Annotated in this window: 22 protein-coding genes; 9 read left to right on the top strand and 13 right to left on the bottom strand. The window is 44.7% G+C overall.

What is annotated here, in order from left to right; genetic code table 11:
• The first annotated feature begins 388 nt into the window (after positions 1-388).
• Complete coding sequence (locus RB297_RS11160) at positions 389-895, top strand: DinB family protein (protein ID WP_375120454.1); 507 nt, start codon at positions 389-391, stop codon at positions 893-895.
• A 108-nt stretch (positions 896-1,003) separates the two neighbouring features.
• Positions 1,004-1,858 carry a phosphotransferase family protein gene (locus RB297_RS11155; protein ID WP_375120453.1) on the top strand — a complete coding sequence of 285 codons (855 nt, stop codon included), beginning with the start codon at positions 1,004-1,006 and terminating at the stop codon, positions 1,856-1,858.
• A 344-nt stretch (positions 1,859-2,202) separates the two neighbouring features.
• On the opposite strand, the gene RB297_RS11150 is transcribed toward RB297_RS11155, so the two are convergent.
• The 5 genes from RB297_RS11150 to RB297_RS11130 all read right to left on the bottom strand — a co-directional run bounded on the left by RB297_RS11150 (position 2,203) and on the right by RB297_RS11130 (position 9,852).
• A complete protein-coding gene (locus RB297_RS11150; RefSeq protein ID WP_375120452.1) occupies positions 2,203-3,630 on the bottom strand; it encodes a PQQ-dependent sugar dehydrogenase in 1,428 nt (475 codons plus the stop codon).
• Positions 3,631-3,861: 231 nt separating this feature from the next.
• A complete protein-coding gene (locus tag RB297_RS11145) occupies positions 3,862-6,234 on the bottom strand; it encodes an AraC family transcriptional regulator (RefSeq protein WP_375120451.1) in 2,373 nt (790 codons plus the stop codon).
• Between the two features lie 96 nt (positions 6,235-6,330).
• Positions 6,331-7,212 carry a carbohydrate ABC transporter permease gene (locus RB297_RS11140; protein ID WP_096776001.1) on the bottom strand — a complete coding sequence of 294 codons (882 nt, stop codon included), beginning with the start codon at positions 7,210-7,212 and terminating at the stop codon, positions 6,331-6,333.
• A 12-nt stretch (positions 7,213-7,224) separates the two neighbouring features.
• A complete protein-coding gene (locus RB297_RS11135; RefSeq protein WP_096776000.1) occupies positions 7,225-8,187 on the bottom strand; it encodes an ABC transporter permease in 963 nt (320 codons plus the stop codon).
• Between the two features lie 69 nt (positions 8,188-8,256).
• Entirely contained in the window at positions 8,257-9,852 is a 1,596-nt protein-coding gene (locus tag RB297_RS11130) for an extracellular solute-binding protein (protein WP_096775999.1), read from the bottom strand.
• 197 nt (positions 9,853-10,049) lie between these two features.
• Between RB297_RS11130 and RB297_RS11125 the strand changes: the two genes are divergently transcribed.
• Positions 10,050-10,325 carry a YciI family protein gene (locus RB297_RS11125; protein WP_096775998.1) on the top strand — a complete coding sequence of 92 codons (276 nt, stop codon included), beginning with the start codon at positions 10,050-10,052 and terminating at the stop codon, positions 10,323-10,325.
• A 187-nt stretch (positions 10,326-10,512) separates the two neighbouring features.
• Positions 10,513-11,037 carry a P-loop nucleotide/nucleoside kinase family protein gene (locus tag RB297_RS11120; protein WP_375120450.1) on the top strand — a complete coding sequence of 175 codons (525 nt, stop codon included), beginning with the start codon at positions 10,513-10,515 and terminating at the stop codon, positions 11,035-11,037.
• 79 nt (positions 11,038-11,116) lie between these two features.
• Here RB297_RS11120 and RB297_RS11115 read toward each other — a convergent pair whose 3' ends face one another.
• Genes RB297_RS11115 through RB297_RS11100 form a run of 4 tightly spaced genes read right to left on the bottom strand, consistent with a single transcriptional unit; the run spans position 11,117 to position 14,611 of the window.
• Positions 11,117-11,818 carry an ABC transporter permease gene (locus RB297_RS11115; protein ID WP_096775996.1) on the bottom strand — a complete coding sequence of 234 codons (702 nt, stop codon included), beginning with the start codon at positions 11,816-11,818 and terminating at the stop codon, positions 11,117-11,119.
• Positions 11,819-11,830: 12 nt separating this feature from the next.
• Positions 11,831-12,784 carry a glycine betaine ABC transporter substrate-binding protein gene (locus RB297_RS11110; protein WP_375120449.1) on the bottom strand — a complete coding sequence of 318 codons (954 nt, stop codon included), beginning with the start codon at positions 12,782-12,784 and terminating at the stop codon, positions 11,831-11,833.
• The gene (locus RB297_RS11105; protein ID WP_096775994.1) at positions 12,781-13,446 is read right to left on the bottom strand and encodes an ABC transporter permease; all 666 of its coding nucleotides are present in this window, start codon (positions 13,444-13,446) and stop codon (positions 12,781-12,783) included. Before RB297_RS11105 ends, RB297_RS11110 begins: the two co-directional genes overlap by 4 nt.
• Before the next feature lies 1 nt (position 13,447).
• Positions 13,448-14,611 (bottom strand): ABC transporter ATP-binding protein, encoded by a 1,164-nt coding sequence (locus tag RB297_RS11100; protein ID WP_375120448.1) that lies wholly within the window; start codon positions 14,609-14,611, stop codon positions 13,448-13,450.
• 773 nt (positions 14,612-15,384) lie between these two features.
• Between RB297_RS11100 and RB297_RS11095 the strand changes: the two genes are divergently transcribed.
• A complete protein-coding gene (locus RB297_RS11095; RefSeq protein WP_375120447.1) occupies positions 15,385-15,999 on the top strand; it encodes an alpha/beta hydrolase in 615 nt (204 codons plus the stop codon).
• 333 nt (positions 16,000-16,332) lie between these two features.
• Here RB297_RS11095 and RB297_RS11090 read toward each other — a convergent pair whose 3' ends face one another.
• A complete protein-coding gene (locus RB297_RS11090) occupies positions 16,333-16,416 on the bottom strand; it encodes a putative holin-like toxin (RefSeq protein WP_222125850.1) in 84 nt (27 codons plus the stop codon).
• A gap of 178 nt (positions 16,417-16,594) precedes the next feature.
• Here RB297_RS11090 and RB297_RS11085 point away from each other — a divergent pair, with 178 nt between their 5' ends.
• From RB297_RS11085 to RB297_RS11075, 3 genes are all read left to right on the top strand, one after another.
• Complete coding sequence (locus RB297_RS11085) at positions 16,595-17,143, top strand: GNAT family N-acetyltransferase (protein ID WP_096775990.1); 549 nt, start codon at positions 16,595-16,597, stop codon at positions 17,141-17,143.
• 90 nt (positions 17,144-17,233) lie between these two features.
• Complete coding sequence (locus tag RB297_RS11080) at positions 17,234-17,587, top strand: acylphosphatase (RefSeq protein ID WP_051425392.1); 354 nt, start codon at positions 17,234-17,236, stop codon at positions 17,585-17,587.
• 221 nt (positions 17,588-17,808) lie between these two features.
• Entirely contained in the window at positions 17,809-18,993 is a 1,185-nt protein-coding gene (locus RB297_RS11075) for an alanyl-tRNA editing protein (protein WP_375120446.1), read from the top strand.
• A 264-nt stretch (positions 18,994-19,257) separates the two neighbouring features.
• On the opposite strand, the gene RB297_RS11070 is transcribed toward RB297_RS11075, so the two are convergent.
• The 3 genes from RB297_RS11070 to RB297_RS11060 all read right to left on the bottom strand — a co-directional run bounded on the left by RB297_RS11070 (position 19,258) and on the right by RB297_RS11060 (position 21,336).
• Positions 19,258-20,016, bottom strand: a complete 759-nt coding sequence (locus tag RB297_RS11070) for a prolipoprotein diacylglyceryl transferase (protein WP_375120445.1) — start codon at positions 20,014-20,016, stop codon at positions 19,258-19,260.
• Positions 20,017-20,107: 91 nt separating this feature from the next.
• Positions 20,108-20,908: a M56 family metallopeptidase gene (locus tag RB297_RS11065; protein ID WP_375120444.1), complete on the bottom strand. Its 801-nt coding sequence runs from the start codon at positions 20,906-20,908 to the stop codon at positions 20,108-20,110.
• The gene (locus RB297_RS11060) at positions 20,905-21,336 is read right to left on the bottom strand and encodes a BlaI/MecI/CopY family transcriptional regulator (RefSeq protein WP_375120443.1); all 432 of its coding nucleotides are present in this window, start codon (positions 21,334-21,336) and stop codon (positions 20,905-20,907) included. The genes RB297_RS11065 and RB297_RS11060 overlap by 4 nt, the downstream gene beginning before the upstream one ends.
• A 246-nt stretch (positions 21,337-21,582) precedes the next feature.
• Between RB297_RS11060 and RB297_RS11055 the strand changes: the two genes are divergently transcribed.
• Positions 21,583-22,089 carry a GNAT family N-acetyltransferase gene (locus tag RB297_RS11055; protein ID WP_375120442.1) on the top strand — a complete coding sequence of 169 codons (507 nt, stop codon included), beginning with the start codon at positions 21,583-21,585 and terminating at the stop codon, positions 22,087-22,089.
• Positions 22,090-22,158 lie beyond the last annotated feature (69 nt).

The raw sequence follows: 22,158 nt of genomic DNA, 5'->3' as shown, positions 1-22,158 counted from the left end.
CATATATTCGACTTATCAATGTATATAATAAGCATTTTTAAGCAGAATACATTCCCTTTTTCTAAGCACTTCGTAGCTAAGAAAAAGGGGATATTATTTAAATTTAATACATAAGAAATGTAAAGAGCGAAGTGAAATGAAGGAACTAATGAAGTGCGTTGTAGAATTACTCGAAGAAGATATTGACATCTGATAACACCATATTCACGAAACGCGGCTTACACCCCTTGGTCTGCCAGAGACATGGAAGAAGTCATTTCAGGCAGACAACCCTGCACCACCTAAATGCATGGTAGCCTGTCGCTCTGCTCCTTTAAGGGGTTAGGATTCGTGAATACAAGAACTTTATAGGAAATATCCGCAAAATATTAAAGAAAGGGAGTTTTTTATGGAGCTTCAAGAAATCAAACAAAAATTAAAAGAGACCAGGGACGAATTATTTGGAATTCTTACTGGGTTGAGCGGAGATCAATTAAACCAACAGAAAGACTTAAACAGTTGGAGTATTAGTCAGGTCTGTCAACACCTTTTTAAAACAGAGGAATTATATGTCGTAGCTATAAAGAAAGGGTTAAAGAGCAAAGAAGATTCGTTTATAGAAAATAAATCAGTCGAATTTCTGCTTGATAGAAGTCAAAAGCTAGAAGCTCCTGACATTGCCAAACCAACGGATGAATTTTTAGAATATGAAGAGATCATTGAGAAACTAAACAATTCAAGACAGAAGTTACTTGAGCTATTAAATACAGTAGAAGACGAGTCAGTGCTGAGTAGAAGACATTTTATACACCCAGTCTTTAATGAGATGTTATTAATTGAATGGGTTAAATCACTGTACTTACATGAACAAAGGCATATTAATCAAATAAATGAAATTATAGATAGACTTAAGTAAATAAGCTGCATATTCGAAAAAAAGGTGGATACAACCTATAGTTGGACGTCGTGAATACATTAACGTTAGCCGAAATAACAAAAACCTAAAAGACAGGAGTTACCTTTAATGTTATATACATTAGGACAAAAAATCGGAGAAGGTGGATGCTCTGAGGTTTTCGAAGTAGGGAATAATAGAATCGTAAAACTAGCCAAAGAGAATACAAGTTTCGAAGCTTTAAGAAGAGAGTATTTGAATAATTGCATCGCTTGGGAATGTGGACTCCCTATTCCTCAGCCTTTTGAGTTAACGAAAATGAGTGGAAGACCGGGGATTGTATTCGAACATATTGCAGGTAAAACTATGATGGAGCGTTTTTTTAATCAGGTTATCGTTAGCCATAACAACGAAGTTAAACAAGCGGACGTCCAGCTTACAGCTCAACTACTATTTCGCGTTCACCAAGCATTAGCTGAAGGTAAGGAATTGCCTTGCCAGAAAAGCATAATAAAATCAAACATTTTGAGTGTTAATTACCTGAGTGCCAGTGAAAAAGAGAGCGCAATTTCCTTATTAGAATCGCTAGAAACGAAACAATGCCTGTGTCATGGTGATCCAAATCCACGCAACGTAATCGTCAGGGATGACGGCGAAGCAATCTTGTTAGACTGGATGAATGCAACCATAGGAAATCCTGAAGCAGATATTGCTGAGTATATTGTAATGATTCGATATGCCGTATTGCCGTCCTCCTTTCCCGAGGAAACTAGAGATATGTTTGATTCGATTCGTGAGGATCTAATTGACATATTTATAGACGAATACTATAGACTCTCGGGGATTTCTTATGATGATATAGTGCCTTGGATAATACCGATTTTAGCAAGGAAATTGTCTGCTGATGCCATATCTGATGTTGAGAAGAAGAAGCTAGTTGCAGAGATAAGAAGAGACTTAGGGAAACAGAAAAATCGAGTTTAGGCAATTCTTTCACGCTGAGGGTCATCCGGCCCTCGGTCCGGCAGAGGTTTTCGAGGAGGAATGGCCATACAAAGCTGCGCAAGCGTACCGATCCTAACGAGTGGGGCGTCATTGCAATGTGTTGGGCTATGAATTGGCAGATTGCCCCGTCTTATTCAAGTAGTCCCTTACTTACGTTGATTTTCCGGAACCGTTACCACGCACGATCGTAAGCCATTCTCCTTCATCAAGGGTTAGATTGATTTCCCGAAGTGTCCAATCCTGGTGCGAATCGTACCGGAACCATACGTTATTAAACGAAATAACGTTTTCCATCATTCTGGCCGGATTTGGTTCGTTATGAATCATGGAATAATTTCAAAAACGGTACCTTGGTTAGCATCAGCCACTTTCATCGAGCCATAAACCCCTAAATAGAGTCTGGTTTGATTCAGATTCGTTCCCAGACTAACATAATACGCGGATTGAGACCCAAACGGATCATCGGTTTCAATAACATGAAAATCATTTAGCTTACCATCCGTTCTTACCTTGGTGTAAGCTAAGACCCCTCTAACGGGAAGTTGAGATTCAGGCCCACGAGCCAGATCGGTAAACACAACGTTTCCTGATAGAGAGGGGATTTCACATCCCATATAGGGCTGTACTCCTGTAAGTGCGGTCGCTCCAAACTTATCGGTTCTGGAATCTTCATGAAAATAACTCGTCAGAGGCTGAAGACGCCGTACGGAAGTTCTTACGGCTTCCTCGTAATAAGCAATGGTTTTCTCGTTCAAAGCCGGATTTGCAGAGCAGCCGGTTATGATCGAGGTCGGAAAAGCACCTTCCCACCCGCGCCAGCCCAAGTTAATAAATCCTTCATGGTCAGGTTCCGTTTTCATTAAAGAAGCTTGTATAAGCTGAGTAACCGGTATCGGTTTATAATGTACGAACGAAAAAATCGACTCTACGAGATCCTGTCCGACATTTCCTACGTATTTGATATACTGATTGTAAAACCTTTGAAATGAAATGCCGGGTATATTGCGAACGCCTTTGGCGATTACCGTAAGCGTTTCCTGAATGGATACGGGCAGTTCATGAAAACGCGTAACGACGGGCGGATTATCGATATACGTATTCTTAACGACATCAATTTCGATGATTTTACCTGCGATTTCCATATCGTCTTGGCTTAAATTAAACGGATCATAGCCTGATCCGCCATCACCGGTTGTCAAAACAAGCTTTCCTGTTTCAGGGGAAAAGTTTAGGCTATTGACACCGTTATGATTTAAAAATGGCCTTCTGATATTAAGTAACGTCCGCCTTTTGTGAGGTTGGCCATTCGATTGCAGAATCCATTCTTCGACTGTATCGATATGATCGTATTGATGTTCTCTGTTTGCCCACTTTAGGTTTAAGGTGCTAGCATCGCAAGGGTTAGGCTTAAAAGATTCAGGAGGAGCACCTGGAAGGGCCCCTGGACCTTGGGTTCCAGCTACAGAATAATGGAGATAAAACAGACGATTATAATAAAATTGGGGATGAAATGCCAGCCCTAGCAGTCCCCGTTCATCATATCCGCCGCTAGAACCACCTAGTTTCAGGATTCGCGGGCGAATATCTAAGAAAGTCTCTATAACTCCGTTTCCTATGTAAAAGATCTCTCCTACCTGAGTCGCAATGAATAATCTTTCGATGGAGTCGCCCGGAAGAATCGTTGTTTTCAACACAGTGGGTAAATTCAGCTTGCTAACGATGGGCCGCAAACTAACTTTAACTTTCGTCAATTCACTTAACCCTCCTTTTATGGCTTTCTTGTATAAGCTTATGATTAGAACCGGTTATTATTCCGGAGGAGCGGCTGGTAGCGTCCATATCATGGTGCACTACGGTCCATGGATGAATAGAGGAGCAATGATAAAAATCCTCGGAGAAATATGAGCGCAAAACGATTAGCAGCACATCCTTTCTTTTAATGAGAGATATGCTGCCAATGTAAAATAATGTAGTAATCATTCCTATTGATTTAATCCAGCACATCTCGTCATACTCTCTCTATATTTACCGGGAGTAATGCCTTCGACCTTCTTAAAAACCCGAATGAAAACCGTATCGCTTGTATAACCGACCATCTTGGCAATCTGTGCGTTGGTCAGTCCAGGATCCGACATCAGTTTCTTAGCGTGATCCATGCGTACGACAGTCAGGTAGTCGTTGAAGTTTTGTCCACTCACTCTTTTGAAAAATTGTGAAATATATTGCGGCGTGATCTGCAAATGCTCAGACACTAAATTCAAGCTCATATTGGGATCGGCGTAATTCGCTTGAATGCAGGTTTGAATTTGCAGCAGGAGCTGTTCATTGTGATTGCTTCGTTCCAGTTTGAACGATTCGGCGGCCGATACATACAGGTCCTTCGCTTTTTCAAACATTTCGTCGGTTGTTTTACAGGAAAGCAGGAAACGCACGGGGTGGATGTCACCTTCTGTAAGCTTCCGGTAGGCCAGCGTATCCGAATCCGATGCCATGATACGCAGAAGGGTGCCGGCAAGACTGAATAATAGGCATCTCCCGAGCTCCGGAGTGATGGATTCGTCGCGAAAATTTCGATCGAACAGCTGTGTAAGCAGTTGGACCACTTGCTCTGTATCGCCGCTTCGAATACAGTTGATTAACTGCAGCTCGGTTTCGACGGGGTAATAATACTGCAGCTTTTTCTGGCGAATGTCATGATAGTAAAAGGTCGACAGCTGCCCATTGACCATCCTGTACTCCAAGGCGGCAGCCGCTTCCAAATAGGCTTCTCCAATCTGATGCTGGCCCTTATGAACGCCGCTTATGGCTATGCTGATCTCCAGCTTGAACCTAGTCTCCAGCATGCGATGCAATCCGGATACGATGTCCTTCACCCGGCAAGCCGGATGATCCATCTGATCCGGTTTTAGATTCACGAGCAGGGCCAGCCGGTCTTTCTCCAAGTCGATCGTATGTATCGTATGCCCTTCATAGACTGTATCTTCAGCCAGATTGGAGATGATAAATCGCACCAAGGCCCATTGTTTTTCACTTTGATTCGGGGCAAACCGGGTCATGTCGTCCACTTGAACGAGAATGACGATAAAATGAGAAAACGGAAAATGGATGCCCATAAATTCCAGCGATTGTTTCATTTGCTCTGGAGGCTCAAAGTAGCCTTGAAGCACACGATGTAAATAGTTAGAACGCAGAATGGGCAGTTGTTGAGTCAGTTTGTTTTTAATATGCCTTTCCTCGTCCCAGGAAATTTTCATCATTTCCAGGATGTAGTCCAATTCATTCACTGCAGGTTTGCGTGGATGAGACTTTCCGGCCTGAATGGCCTCTACCATTCTTTTGATCGGAAAATAGTTTCGATAAGCGATTCCATATGCAGCCGCACTCCCCGCAAGGATACATAGCAAGAGAAGCCACAGCGCAAGATGCTCCATTTGTTTCACTTTCTGCAAATATACATTCAAGGGCATCACAGCAATATAGTACCATCCGACTTGTCCCGAGGTTGTGAATGATACCGTTACATCTTGACCGTTCAGATTGGAATTGCGCAAACCGGAGTTCGACTTCAGTTCATTCAATATCGAGTTTGATAACGGACTTGCACCGGGGGTACTGCTGATGAGTTCATGATTTTGGTTCACGATATAAACGGAACTCCCGTTTGCGGACTCGATTTGTCGTGTCATTTCGCGAATCTTGGTTTCATCGATCAGAACCGTAAGATTCCCTTTCATATTGGATGTTTCTTCGACCGGCAACGATTGCATAAAGGTAATCACTTGCATGGGATCATCCTTCAGGTAGCCGTTTCGTTGTAAGGTGGAGGACGGCAGGTAGGTTTGACTATGATAGCTAGTCATCTGCTTACGCCATTCTTCATAGGTCAGATGTTCAAAGCGATAATATTTATCATAAAAATTGTGAGAATCGGTTACGAGATTCGGTTTGATCACAGAATCGCTTCGGTCCAAAAAAATATAGAAATCGTACACAAAATCCTTGGTCATTCTCGAATGCATCGTTAAATAATCTCTTGTAAACTGGACCAAATGATACCGTTCTGACAAGTCTTTGATTTCCGTATCCAATAAATAACGCAGCTTCGGATTGAGTATAATCTGATGGGATAACTGTTCAATTTCTTTGAAATGGCTGTCTATATTGAGACGCATCTGCTCCAGCATGCCGAGATTGGACCGTTCCGCATTGGATTTCATGATATGTTCAATATTGGTATAGAACACAAACCAAATCAGGATGGGAAGCAGGAGCAGAAGACAATTGGATACGAGCATCCTGATGAACAGGCTTCTTCTTCTGCTCTCGGCATTCTTTCTTCGAATGATTGAAAACATGGCGATCACTCCTAGTATAGAAAAGCTTGCTCAGTCCCATATACTTCGGGAAGAGCAAGCTTGCTCCCTTCATTGGATGACCGATTCGTGTGATGATCATTCTTTTAACGCACCGATCAGGACACCGTGCACAAAATACTTTTGCAGAAACGGATACAGGCATAATATCGGAAGTGTAGAGATGATAATCGTCGCATATTTGATCGTGATCCCGATGTCCAGCCGATCTGTGGCTGCTGCGCCGGTCGTCATGCTGTCCGTACTGTTCGAGATCAGAATTTCACGGAGCACTAACTGCAAGGGAAATAACTCCCGATCACGCAAATAAATCAATGCGCTAAAGTATGAATTCCAATGTCCCACTGCATACCACAAAACCATGACGGCAATAACGGGCATCGAAAGAGGAACAATGATTCTGCTCATAATGATCCAATCATTGGCCCCGTCGATCCGCGCGGATTCCTCCAAACTAACGGGTACCGCTTGAAAGGCGGTTCGCATAATGATCAAGTTAAATGAACTGATAGCCCCCGGCAAGAGAAGAGCCCACGGCGTATCCAGCATGCCGAGACTGTTCACCAGCAGAAAGGTTGGAATGAGCCCCCCATTGAACACCATCGTGATCACGATGATGAGCATGATGGAATTGTTGAAATAGACGTTGCGGCGAGAAAGGGCATAGGCACCGAGCGTTGTCATGAATAGGTTGATGATTGTGCCGCCAGCGACATAGAAGAGGGTGTTCCGGTAACCGGTCAGAATCATGGGATTATCCATGACGGCTTTATACGCATCCAGATTAAACCCGGTAGGGAAAAACAGCATGCCGCGAAATCGGGCGATTTCTGCAGGATCGCTTAAAGATGCGAATAATACGTATAGGAACGGATAAAGCGTGACGAAGCAAAGCAGAAGCATGAAGCATGTATTGACGACGGAAAATATCGATTCACCCAGGCTGCGTTTGTGAAACATACCGTTCCTCCCTTACCACAATTTATGTTCGCTCACTCTTTTGCTAATGGAATTGGCGAGTACGATTAGAATGAAGCTGATGACCGAATTGAATAACCCAACGGCAGCGGTGTAACCGAAATCGGCTCCCAGTATACCTTTCCTGAATACATAGGTGGAGATGACATCGGCCGTCTCATAGGTCATCGGATTGTACATCAAAATAATTTTCTCGCTCCCGACGGAAAGCATGGATCCCATGTTGAGAATGAGCAATATCACAATGGTCGGCATGATTCCGGGCAGGGTAATATGCAAGGTCTGTTTCCATCGTCCCGCTCCGTCAATCCGGGCCGCATCATAGAGAGTCGGATCGATGTTGGCTATGGCGGCGAGATAGATAATAGAGCCCCATCCGATTCCCTGCCAGACGCCGGAGGATACGTACATGAACCGAAACCACCCCGGCTCCTGCATGAATGCAATCGGTTCAAGTCCGATCATGCCAAGAAGTTGATTCACCAGACCGTCGCGGGCAAAGAAATCGATCATCATCCCGACCACAACGACGATGGAGATAAAGTGCGGGAGATAGCTTATCGTCTGTACGATCCGTTTAAAAAAACTCCTGCGAATTTCATTAAGCAATAAGGCCAGTATGATCGAAGCGGGGAACGCAAACAGCAATTCATAGATATTGATCAGCAGGGTGTTCCGAATCAATCTCCAAAAGTAGTAGTTTCCAAAAAAACTTTCAAAGTGATCGAAACCCACCCACGGACTTCCCCAAATTCCGTCGGCAAGTCCGTAATCTTTAAAAGCGATTTGCAGACCATACATGGGTCCGTAATGAAAAACGATGTAGTAGGCAACGACGGGCAGCAGGATAAGATAAATGTAGCGGTTCCGAATGATGTCCTTTTTTATCATGCTCCATTTCTTCTCTGCCCGGCTCCCCGTTGCCGTCTTCACAATGTTTCTCTGTACATTAGGCATGGTTTACTCCTTCTTTGAATACCGGAGAACGGCAAGCCGCAAGCTTTCCGTCTCCAGTGTAGTAGGCTGTTATCGGTTGTTATAGCGTTCCAATCCGGATTGCTGCATTTGAATTGCCTCGTCGATTCCCATGCTTTTCAGGGTAGCGACATACTCATCGAACTTATCCAGCGATTCTGCGCCCATAATAAATTTGACGATCATTTCATTTTTATACGTATCGATATCGTTCATGATCGAGGCATATCGGCTATTGTTTTCCCTGGCGATGGTGATCGGAGGCATTCTTTTTTCATTCGAAGGTTCTGCCCAGACGGTCAAAGCCTCCTGCTGCTCCGGTCTGGCCGCATATTGCTCCATATAGCGTACATCCTGCAAGAAAGGACCTGCATCAGCGGACAAGACATGCTGTTTCAGGGATTGGGCAAGGGGCAATCCTTCCGGATTGTTCATGACGGAATCCATATACCTCGGATAACCGTCCTCCATCGTATAGGATGTGCCTTCTTTACCGAAGTTCATGATCATTCGTCCTTCTTCACTATAGAAATAATCGAAGAATTTTACGGTTTCAGCGATGTGCTTGTTGCTTTCAGTTATAGCAGTGAATATGCCGACAATCTGATTGTCCATTTGACCGAAAATCGGTTTATCGCCAGATTGTAATGTCGGATAGGGTGTGGCAACAAGCTTGAATTGTGGTTCCTTAGACTCCATTAAATCCATAAACCTGCCCATGCCTCCGCCTACGGCCATAACAGCCGCACCGACCTGATTGCCGGTTATTTTGGCATCGTACATTTTGCTGTCATTGGCTGCAAAGTCTTTGTCCAGCAAGCCCTCATTATACCAACGGTTCATAGTTGTAAGGTATTCCTTATATTCGGGTTGAACAGGGCCATATTTGACCGTATTTCCTTCGTGATAGAAGCCGTTCGGGATGCCAAAAGCGCCAGTAAAAGCAAGTTCGCCTGCTCCCATCATGATCGGAATTTCATCCGCCTTTCCGTTGCCGTTGGGATCTTGTTCCTTAAACGCTTTCAAAACGGTGTACCATTCATCGATGGTTCTAGGAATAGGCAAATCCAACTTGTCCAACCAATCTTTACGTATAACCGGGCCGGAGTGGGTTTGCAGTTTTCTCACGGGGCGGATGAACGGAAAACCGATAAGATCGCCATCGTCCGTTGACGCCTGTCTTCTCCATTCCGGGTTTTCGTCCAGCAGCTTTTTGAAGTTAGGCGCGTGGTCCAAATAGTCATTTAATGGAATGATTTTACCATCCTTAATCGCTTTTTGAGCGCCTCCCGGATAATTATTCCACGAATATTCAACGACATCGGGCAGCGATTTCGAGGCCATCATCAAGTTGAATTGTTCGCCAGCTTGGCCTTGGGCCGGGTGTTGGTAATCGATTTTGACACCGGTTTTATTTTCGATTTCTTGAATAGCGGTAATCTCACCATAGCTTTTCATAATGGCGGCTGCGTCGGGATGCATCTGTTTCCAATACGATAAGTTGCTCAAAGGTTGGGTTGACTCTGTGGATTCCGTACTCCCCTTTGGCATCTTCTCACTGCTGCAGCCGGCCATCGCTGTGGCGGCCAGTCCCAGACATGTTATAACAGGTATAAGCTTTTTGATGATGTTCCTGCTCATCTGCATAAACCGTAGTTCCTCCTCCATATTTGATGTGCTTTTGACATATTCAGCATAAAGGATGGTTGTTTTTTCCGGAATCATATAAAATCAGGAAAGGGTTGCCATTATTAAGATCAAGCACTGGCGAATATAAAACTGAATCGACCATATTAAAGATTGTCCCTTCTACAGCGGGGAGAATGTGTGAGGAGGGGAAGAAGATGACATTTGTTTATTTAATGAACAATCAAAAACCGTTAAATCATGAAATCATTAAGGGTCATGTGGAGTATTTAAGAGGCTTAGAATCGCAAGGCAAACTTATGCTTTGTGGCCCTTTTGCGGATTATCCTGGAGGAATCGTCATCATTCAAGCAGAGGATTTAATGGAAGCAACGGACATTGCCAATTCTGACCCATTTATTGCATCGGGGTGCAAATCATATGAAATCAGAACGCTAATGCTGGCTAATGAAGAAAATAATTATTTACTTTAAGATATGATACATCTTGCAATTCAACTGTTAGGGAATTCCCGAAAAACAGAAAGGACAAAAAATGATCTATAGATGAAAAACTTATATAGTTGAATCATCTTTCATCGAGAGGAATTTGTGAAAAGCACAGTACCTAGAGAAACAACAATATTAGATTAGTTAAAATAAGAGTAAAGGAGGTGCTGAAGTGTATTTTCTCCAAATGTCGGGTTTTCCGGGCTCGGGAAAATCAACGCTTGCTAGACGAATTGCCAATATAACTGGGGCTGTCATTGTTGACCATGATATATCTAAAACGGCAATATTAAAGTCAGCAGAAGGACTTGATATTGAAATGAAACATCTTGGCAAAATTGCATACACGGTTGATTGGGATTTGGTCGAGTTTTATTTATCACAAGGTCATGATGTTATATTTGATGCTCCTTGTTTATATTCGGAGATGCTTGATCAAGGATTGCGATTAGCAAAGAAATATCACGCCAAGTACAAATATATAGAATGTTACCTTAACGATTACAAGGAAATTAGTAACAGACTTCAAAATCGAAAACGAATGATAAGCCAAATATCGGAGACGACTGAAGAATCATTTATATCTGGTTTAAATGAAAGTAAACGACCATTAGATATAAAGTGTCTGACTATTGATTCTTCGCAACCCATTGAAAGTTACTTAAACAATGTTTTGGATTATCTAAAGGAAAAATAATACTAACAACTAAGAAAAGAGCACTCCGCAAGATCGAAGATCTCTTGGAATGCCCCTTAGAATGTACCCTCTATAAACCTCAGTTTATATTTTGCATTTTCGCAGGCGATGGAGCCGCACCGGCTGACTTCCGTTTGGCCAGATCCAGCTTACGCTGCAGCATGCCGAGCACGATATCCGCAACGATTGCCAGCACCGCGGCAGGAATGGCGCCTGCAAAAATCCGCAGGGAGTTGTTGCTGTTTAGTCCAGCGTAAATTTCTCGTCCCAGACCGCCTCCTCCCACGAGGGGAGCGATCGTCACCACGCCGATGGCAATAACAGCCGCGATACGCAGGCCCGACATGATGTACGTCAGCGCCAGCGGAAAACGTACTTTCACAAGCATTTGGAAGGGGCTCATCCCGATACCTTTTCCCGATTCCAGGTAGCTGGGATCCACCTGTTTTAACCCCACGTACGTATTCCGCGCGATTGGATTCAGGGAATACAGGAAGAGTCCCACCATGACCGTTGTCGTTCCGAGTCCCATCCATAACATGAGAACCACGAGCATGGCCAAGCTTGGTACCACCTGTAGAATGTTGGTGATAAACAAAATGACCTTGGCCGCCCATTTACTCTTAGAGCAGAGGATGCCAAGCGGCACCCCGACGATGAATGCCAGCCCCAGCCCGATAACCACCATCGTAATATGCTGGATGAAATACTCCCAGAGCAATTCTTGATTTCGTGATATATATGACAAAAAGTCGGCAAATGTTAAATGTTCACTTTCCATGCTTACCCTCCTTTAGCTTTTCAAGAAGCCCTGCTCTTTCAAGTACGCGATCGCGACCTCACGCTCGCTTTTCTTCTCAATGTCCACCTGATAATTAAGCGATATCATCGTATCTGCATCCAGATGACCGATTAGAGGCGTTATCGTATCCTCAATTTCAGGATGCTTCTTCAAAAGGTCCGAACGCAATACCGGACTTGCATCATAGGGAGGGAAGAATTGCTGGTCATCCTGAAGCGTCTGCAATTGGTAGGCTTTCAGCCGGGAATCCGTGGAATAGGCCAACACGATATCCACCTGCTCATTGGCTACCGCGCTGTAGACCAGGCTGATTTCCATGGGGAAGACCTGACCGAATTTGATGTCGTATGCTTTGGAGAATGCCGGATATCCATCCGTGCTTCTCTCCAGCCACGTCGTATCTACCCCAAGTTTCATGGAGGCCATGTCTTTTTTGACGTCGGAAATCTTGGCGTACCCGTTGGTTTCGGCAAGATCCTTTCTTACCGTGAACGCGTAGGTGTTCTCAAAACCCAGCGGATTCATCCAGGTGAACCCGAAGTGTTCCTGAAATCCATCCTGTGCCTCCTTCAAGACTTTCGCTCGGTCTTTGGTGCCACTAATCGGGAAATGGTTGTTGAATATTTCACCGGTATATAGTGTCGCCATCTGAACGTCGTTTCGTTTCATCGCATTGATGACCAATGAACTTGATGCCAGATCCGGGATAACATCCACCTTCAGATCGGTTTGGTCTTCAATCAGCGCTTTATACATTTCAGCAATAATCTTGGTTTCGGTATAGGTTTGCGTCCCGATGGTGATGTCGCTTTGAATTCCGCATGCGGAGGTAAAAGCGGCGAGAGCCATCAGGCAGACTAACATCGGTATCCTTTTCAGCTTTTTCAGTTTCATCACGCCTTCCTTGTTCCGTCCGGTTCGCTGCTTACGGTTGACGTTAATCATATCGCAGCGTCCCGGGTTTGATTCTGATGGTAGTGCTTGCTCAGCCAGCCCTCCAGCAGACCAAGCAGTCCGTCAGCTACAAGCGCCAACAGAATTGCACCGATGCCACCGATGAATATCATCTCGGGTTTATTGACCCCAAGTCCGGATACGATGAGCTGGCCTAAACCGCCAGCACCGATCAGGGAAGCCAGTGTTGCCCAACTGATGATATACACGGTCGTAATGCGGACACCGGACATGATATAAGGAAGCGATAGGGGAAGCTGAATTTTCAAAATCGTTTGTGCGGTGCTGTATCCCATTCCCCTGGCCGAATTGAGCACGCCTTTATCCACGGAGTGAAAACCGTCATAGGTATTCCGCAGAATAGGCATCAGGGAATACAGAAACAATGCGAGTATGGCCGGCTTCATGCCGATCCCGAGCAGCGGAATCAGAATTGCCAGGAGTGCCAGGCTGGGAACCGTCTGAAACAGATTCGCAACGAAAAAGGTGATGCTGTTCAACCAGCCGACCCGGTTGTAGACCAGCAGGATTCCGATCGGTACGGCAATCACAGTCCCGAGCAGCACGGCAGAGAACGAGAGGACCAGATGCTCCTGCAATGCCTTCAGAATATCCGGATAACGATCCGTGATGAAGCTCCAAAATGCATTCATATCACTCACCCTCTCCGTTCAGCACCGGAGGAACCATCGTTGGATAGACTTCGGCCAGATGTTTAACCACACTGCCTCTTGTGATTAGTCCGAGGAACCGGTTATTGCTGTCTACGACAGGGAGGTTGCTGAGCTGGTGGCTGTCCATAATCTCGATGGCCTGCGGAAGCGTGCTTCCCGAAGCCACGGAAAAACGGACCGGATGCATCACATCCGCGACGGTTTTGCCTTCTTCGCCGTATTGGTCGAGAACCCGGTAGATCGAAACCGCGCCTTGAAGCTGACGGTTACGATCCACGATCAGCAGCGAATCGACCCGCTTCATTTCCATCATCTTGATGGCTTCAGCCAATCCCCGGCTCGGGAATGCCGTGACCGGATTCGTAATCATCACTTCATCCACAAGCGGAATTTCATATGCGCTTTCATTCTCATTTTGCAGACGTTTCGAACCGATAAAGTCACGCACAAAATCATTTGAGGGATGCCGTAATATGCTGTCCGGTTTACCCGTTTGAACCACTTCGCCATCTTTCATCAGAACGATGGTATCCGCGATTTTAATAGCTTCGTCCATATCATGCGTTACAAAAATAATGGTCTTATTGAGCTCCTGCTGAAGCCGGATCAGCTCATCCTGAAGCTGCTCGCGGCTGATGGGATCCAGCGCGGAGAACGGCTCGTCCATCAGGATGATATCGGGTTCCGCCGCAAGCGCCCGCACGACGCCTACGCGCTGCTGTTGTCCGCCGCTTAGCTCGGATGGATAGCGAGTGCCATAAATGGTGTGATCCAGTCCGACCATGTCCAACAATTCATTTACTTTTTGATCTGTTTTGTCTTTATCCCACTTCTTCAGACGCGGAACCACGCCCGCGTTCCTGGAGATATTCATATGCGGAAATAAACCAACGCTTTGAATGACATAGCCGATATTGCGCCGCAGTTCAACCGGATTCAATCTGGAGATATCCTGACCGTCAATCAGAACTTTGCCCGACGATGGCGTATTAAGCGCGTTGATCAGCTTCATGGTTGTTGATTTGCCGCAGCCGCTCGGACCGATGAGGACGGTAATTTCCCCTTTTTTGAATTCGAGATTAATGTCCTTCAGCGCGTGAAAGCCATTATCATAAACCTTGTTCACATGCTCCAGTACTATCATTCAATCGCCCCTTTGCAAGCAGTATCCATATTATGCGGAGCATTTGGCATATCATCCATCGGGGACCCAAAAAAGAGTTGAGGAAAAGTATATTGCTGAGTAGGGAAGGCGGCAGCCTCGTTATGTAGATACAGAAATGAAGCTAAGCAAGTTAGCTCTAAAAGAAATCAAAATGGAATAGGATTAAGCGCATCATCAAGGGGTGGAGAAAAACCAAGAGGAAACCCTGAGGGTATTAACGTTAAGCCGGCAATCTTTGTTATGGCATAGACTTACATGCCCCAAATTCCACCTTTATATGCATATTAGCTTTCTAAGCGGTGTGCAATCCCTTATTACATCCATCCGAAGGAAGTATTCCAAGCCTTTTAGCCCCTATTCGTATATAAGGATCATTTGTGTCTTCATCCATGAATCCTGATATACCTGTGAGAATCAAGCAGCTACGCCACTGCTTCTCTCAGCCCAAATGGATATATGCAAAATGCGTTTGCAGGCAACGAGTCCTTGTTGAGTAGGACCGTATAACTGCAACGGTGCAATAATATGTTTTATACATTTACCCACTTGGTCAAGGGATGAAACATGTACATCGAACGATTTTGAAGATTTGGTCCCTAGGGGCCAGAAGCCTCCTCGGAGGTAGGAGATATCCTGCCAATGGCTGGGAGTATTTACGAAGAGCGCGAATACACGTAATATGGAGGTACTGATGAAGTGCGGAGATAAGATGTTAGCTGAAAAATTAACTGATGCCGGAGAGGATGGAGACCATGAAATTAGAGATTTTATCGGTGCCCTCGTTTTGGAAAACGGAAATGAAACAAAAATATTATCAACTTCATGAGGACAATAGTAAATTGGTTGTTCTGTTTCCTGGAAAAAACTATCCCTGTGATAAGCCCATTCTACATTTTGCTGGAACTTCCGCGATTCAAAGCGGTTATGACTTAATGGTACTTGAATATGGATATCAAGCCGCGAGAACGGATTTGGATATTCATGATCTGCAAAGAGTAATAGAAGAGTGCCACGAATCGGTTCAACGAATCATAAGCAAGTATAAAGAGATTGTTTTTATTAGTAAGAGCATAGGCACAATCGTCGCTGGAGAAGTTCATGAAAAACTTGAAATTCCAATAAAACATCTATTTTTGACGCCGATTAAAGACACCATTCACTATATCAACAGGTTTAAGGGACTTGTGGTTTATGGTTCAAAGGATGAAGTGTTTAATCATGAACTTGCCAACCAAATTATACTCGACAAGGCCACAGAGGTCATCGAAATTCCTAATGCCAACCATTCTTTAGAGACCAATCATGCTTCGGAAAGCGTTGAGGTTCTAAGCAAACTGGTAGGGATATATACGAATTTTCTAAATTAGAGTAAGTTCTGTATGAAAAACAAGACGAATTTGTCTAACACCAAATTCACGATTCGAGACATTCGTCCCTCGTCCGGCAGTGAAGCTATTATATTAGTTCTCGAGTTCGTGATAACAACGTTTTGTGAGATAGCTGCGTACAATACATTTGAAACGCTACTGTAAAAATAAACTAATAAAATCCTATAAAACCGTTATAAAATGAGTTATACTGAGGTAAGAATGAGTAAGGAGCCGTGCGGGAACACGACTCCAGAGTACAATAACTGCATAAAGAGCAGTCGGCCACACTAGTTAGGTCGAGAAATAGACCGTTACCTTAGCCAGGGCGGTCTATTTCTTTTTCATGTAGGTGAGCAATGCCAAAATGAACATGCCGAACATGAACATTAAGGAGATAGCATCTTTGACCTCCATGGGCATCACCTCCCTTCGGGGAGATTAGCCGACCGCCCTTATAGCCGATTATTGTACTAGAAAATTATAACATATAAAACCAGAACACATATCATTGAAATACTAATAACTGGAATACATAAGTTTGTAGATACAGAAACGTTTAGAGAAATGACCCAAACCATGTAAGGAGAACAACATGCCTCAATTCCCCCTATTAGAAACGGAAAGATTGGTATTAAGACAAATTAAACCAGAGGATTCTAGAGACATCTTTCATTATTTCTCTATGGACACCGTTACGAAATTTTATGATGTGGAGAGTTTTACGCATATTGAACAAGCAGAAGAACTGATTCGTAGATGGAATCACAGGTTTGAAAACAATCAGGCCATCCGTTGGGGAATCACTTTACGGTCGGAAAGCAGAGTCATTGGAACATGCGGATATCATGGTTGGATGAAACATCACTATAAAGCTGAGATTGGATATGAGCTGGCACCAGAATATTGGCGGCAAGGTTACATGACGGAGGCGATTCAGAAGATCATGGAGTTCGGATTTAACCATCTTGAATTAAACCGGATTGAAGCATTCGTAGAGCCAGAGAATACGGCATCAAGAAAGTTGCTGGAGAAGATGGGATTAAATGAAGAAGGGACATTGAAGCAGCACTTTTATTGGAGGAATCAATTTGTTGATACGGTCATCTATGCATTACTTAAAAGAGATTTTCAAGCGCGTTAAGTAGTGGTTTGATGCATCAGTGAATTATGTTGTTTACACACGATGTTGAAATGAAGGGAATCCCAATTTATATAAGGAGGCTGCGGTGAAATGAGCGTACTTAAGAAATTAAGAAATGACTATGTCATTTGGCATGCCAACCGGGTTAAGTTACCTGAACGCACACCGGGCAACATCGTCAGAAAAAAAGCTGTTTTTTCCGGTAAGGTGCAGAAGGTAGGATTTCGCTTGGAAATATATTGCATCGCTCGAAGAATGAATTTAACGGGATGGGTGAGAAATTTACAGGATGGAAGTGTGGAAGCGGAATTTCAAGGGGAAGCGTCACAAATTGATTTTTTGGTCCGTTGCATGCGTTCATTGAAACGGGCGTCCGTAAAGAAGGTGACGGTAGCTGATCTGCCTATTAAAGAGGAAGAAGAAAGCTTTATGATCGCAGAATAAAATACATGCAGCAAGTCCCGGACTCATCATGGGGAATGATTTGTACATTGCGGAAGAGGATGGAATCTATGAAATCCCGAACCTCTTATTCAAGGACCGTGCTGTTGGCATTGCCGGCAGGCGGTCTTTTTTTATTGAATGGAATTTGGCGCTGCGGGACCGTTTTATAGTAAGCTGATATCAGTATGAATTTATAACTTGGGAACTGTGAGGACATGAAGATGACAAAGAAGCTGTATTACGAATCCGCTTATACCCGGGAGTGGGAGACACGAATCACGCAGAAGCTGGAACGGGAGGACGGGACCTACCTGGTACTGGAAGAGACGGCCTTTTATCCGCATGGCGGAGGACAACCCTGTGATCTCGGGTGGATCGATAAAATCCCGGTTCTTGATGTCGTTCAGGAGGACGGAGAGATACTGCATAAAATCGAACGTTTACCGGAGAGGGAAGAGGTAACCTGCCGGCTGGATTGGGACAGAAGGTTCGACCATATGCAGCATCATAGCGGTCAGCACCTGCTGTCGGCCATGTGTCTGCAGGTATGCGAGGCGGAGACGCTCGGCTTCCACCTGGGTCAGGATTATGCCACCATCGATATCGCCCGATCGGATCTGCCTCAGCATCAGCTGATGATGCTGGAGCTGGAAGTCAACGACCAGATTTACCTTAATCGACAGGTAACGAATTATGTTGTGAGCCGGGAGCAGGCTGCCGGCCTGCCGCTGGTGAAGCAGCCGAAGGTAACCGACGATATTCGGATCGTTGAAATCGAAGGTATCGAATATAACGCATGCGGCGGCACCCATGTCTCGGCAACGGGTGAGATCGGCATGATCAAGCTGCTGAGAGCAGAGAAGCAGAAGGGACATATGCGTCTTTATTTTAAGTGCGGGTATCGGGCGTTGAAAGAATTTAATGCCGGAATGGAGATCCTCGGAAGCCTGTCAGCCAGGTTCAATACGGCAAAGGAAGAGATTCTGGACCGGATTGCCAAATGGGATCAGGAGCAGAAGCAGCTCCAAGCTGAACTAAACGCAGTGAAGGCCGAGAATGACGCTTACCTGGCCGGGAAGCTGTTGGCTGAGCGCCAAGGCAGACTGGTCAAACATGTTTTTGCGGACAAGCCGATGAAGGATATGCAGAACTTGGCAGCCAAGCTTACCGAACAAGCCGAGGTTATCGTGCTTTTTGCGTCCAACTCGGACCATAAGGTGGTTCTCGCCCAAGGAGGGGAGAGCGGACCTGCTTGCGGTGCTTTTTTCAAACAGCATCTGGCGGATTATCGAGGAAAAGGCGGGGGCAGCGATAAGATTGCCCAAGCTGGCTTTAGCACACTGGAGGATGCCATGGCATTTTACCGGTTTACGGCGCAATCATTAGGTCAGCCAGAAGAGGAATAAGCGATCCGATTAGCAGAAGCCGTTCCTCAGCAGTATGCTTGATGCTAATGTCGAGGATGAACGAAGAATACACACATGAGGTGAACAGGGGATTCAGTTTCGGCTAGTGAACAGTAGGTACCCTCGGGGCTCGGCTTTCATTGATAAAGGCCGGGCCCAGTCCTGTTTCGAGTTCTCTTTGCCTCAGTCAGACAGCACAATGCAATTAAGGACTTCTGTCTCTTTTGTCGGGTACTAGTGGATACCAATATAATGATCACTATCCTATGTCGTCATCTTTTTTTGAGTCCGGGTTAAGAATACGATGCACGTGAGCAAAACAACGACTAATGCGATCCACTGCGAAGTAGCGAGAGCACCGAACTGGCCTCGGATGATATCGCCTCTGAAAAATTCGATAATAAATCTCCCTAAACTATAAAGTATGAGATAAAGACCTGCTATTAGGCCGTTAGGTCTTTTTCTTCTAGCCATATAAATCAGCAAGAAAAAAATAGAAAAGCTGAATACGCTCTCTAATATTTGCGTAGGAATGAGTTTGACATCATTCGGGGCAAGCTCGGAATCGTGAAACGTAATTCCAAACCACCCCTCCGTTTCTTCACCATAACAGCAACCGGCGAGAAGGCAGCCGATTCTTCCAAAGCCCTGCGCTAATGCAAGGGAGGGCACAAAAAGGTCAAGGTATTTTAGAAAGTTTATCTTTTTCTTCTTACAATAGGCATAACCGACCCCAATCCCCCCGATAATTCCACCGTACACCACGAATCCTTCCGAAAAATTCAGAACCATCGAGGGATCCTGGATGATATGGTTCATTTGAGTGATCCAAAACAAAAGCTTAGCGCCGACCAACCCGCCTAATAAGCTCCAAAAAGTCAGAGAGGAAACATGGGATAGTTCTACTTGTCTAGAAGCTGCTCTATAAGCAACAACCTTGTAAGCTATCAGGATTCCGATTGCAATCATCAATCCATAGCCGTAAATGGTCAGAGGTCCGATATGAATGAGTTCATTGTGCATATGTTTCATCTCCTATTTGATAAAATTCTTCCGTCTAAACGCGATTGTGATTGAACTACATATTGTAGTGTAATTATTCAAAAAAAAGGGATTATGAATCCCCGCCCAACATGAGGAGCAGCAAAATGGAACAGGATCTCAGAAAAGGCTTTAGCAGGGCTAACGGAACATTGACTCCTCGATCAGGCTCAAGAACCTGCATGACCCGGTACTCCAATGTCGTATTCGCAAAATGCACGGCTGTCTCATACCGCTGAAGCTTTCCGAGTTTCGCTAATTGTAATAAGACGCTGCCTAAATACTGCTCCGTACCCATCTGCCGGATGGCGTAGCGGTCAGCAAACAGCTCTTGCCACGTCTGATAGTAGCGAAGAATCGGTTTAACGATCGGCAAATATCCAAAGGCGTCTGCCAGCAAGTTCGAAAAAAACATTTTTAATCCATCGTAATTGCGGCAGTGATATCGTTCATGCAGTAAAATGGCCTTTATTTCCTTGTCAGTAAACATCGCTAAAACGGTAGTGGAAACGACAATTTTCGGTTGCAGAAGACCCATCGTCAGAGCCACAAAGGCATCGTCCTGTACCACGATGATTTCCGTGCCCCAGTCGCGGTATTTGTAGTTGAGCCGCTTGGTTAATTTGTCGTGCCTGTTGGCACGGAAGTGCCTTAACCATTTGTGCGATAAAACCAACTGCCGGGTACTTCGCCAAATGATCTGACCAAGGGTATACGCAATGACAATGTCGATTAAGGCGTAATTCAGTACGGGGCCTTGAACCATTCCGTTTCGAATCTGGTATGTAATGAGCATTCCCATATGTACCATGACAACAGCTACGAATACGATCATCAGCGCGTAGGCACATCTTAGCCGTATGGTAGGATTCATTGCTTTTTCCCGCGTTTGATATCGTTTAATTTACGCTCCAGCTTTGCGATCACCTCGGGATCGACATCATCCAGCGCATCGATCATGTGGTTCACGACCAAGCTCCCATATTCTTGAATGAGTCCCTGCGACACTTCTTTCGTCTGTTCGGTGAGAAATTGCTCCCTCGACTGCAGCGGACTGAACTTGGCTGCCCGTGTCCGGCCGGTTCCCGTCATCGCCTTTGTCAGCAGGCCTTTATCCAGAAGACGATTCATGACGGTCATCACCGTATTGATCGAGATCGGGCTCTCCTGATTCAGGATCGACTGCACTTCCTTGATACTCAGTGCCTCCGAAGACCAGAGAATATCCAAAATTCTTGACTCCAGTGGTCCGAAAAATCGATTCAGGCCCTCGCCTTCGATATTCATTTTCTTAATCTTCATTCCTATCTCACCCCATACTACACATCGTAGTATGGTTATGGATAAAAGTCAACTTTCCTTCGTTCACCGCATACCTGAGCGATCATATCTTTCCCTCTGTTCGTTCTGTAGTGAATCCTTCATTTGTCGGGCGCTGCATTGGTGACTGAAAACGTCCGTGACAAAAGGTTTTTTGCCGTGCAGTCGAGAATAGAAGAACTAGGAGAAGTTCAATGAGGTTTAATTTAAAGCAAAGGGCGATTACGAATGGTAGAATTTCCGATGATTGAAACCAATAGACTGTTCATTCGAGAATTAACACTTGATGATGCTGAATCCATATACATGCACTTTTCTTACCCCGAAGTCACAAAATTTATGGATATCGAAGCATGTAAAGACATACATGAAGCATTGGACATTATTACGTTTCATATCCATGATTCGGGCTGCAGGTACGGGCTGTTCGGAAAAGACAAGAACGAACTCATTGGAACATGTGGGTTTCATTGTTGGATAAAGGACGAAGAAGAAACAAGAGCTGAGATCGGTTTTGATCTATCCCCGGATTACTGGGGGAAAGGATTCATGCAAGAGGCTCTGCATGAACTGATTCCGATAGGGTTTAATTTGATGAAACTTGATTGTATCGAAGCGACAACGGAAATTGAAAACGTTCAATCACAAAGGTTATTAGAGAAGATGGGATTCACTAAAGAGCCTGATTTAAAGAATCGTTTGATGTATTTTACATTATATAAAAATCAAAAATAGACGGATGATTCAGGAGGAGATAGAGTGACCGAAAGATTTCAGTTGAAAAATGTTGGTGTCGAGGATCCT

The organism is Paenibacillus sp. CR_12, assembly GCF_041953985.1.
Classification (GTDB): Bacteria; Bacillota; Bacilli; order Paenibacillales; family Paenibacillaceae; genus Paenibacillus_AQ; species Paenibacillus_AQ lautus_A.
Note: the sequence above shows the minus strand (reverse complement) of the source record. Positions and strands in the feature narration are given on the sequence as shown.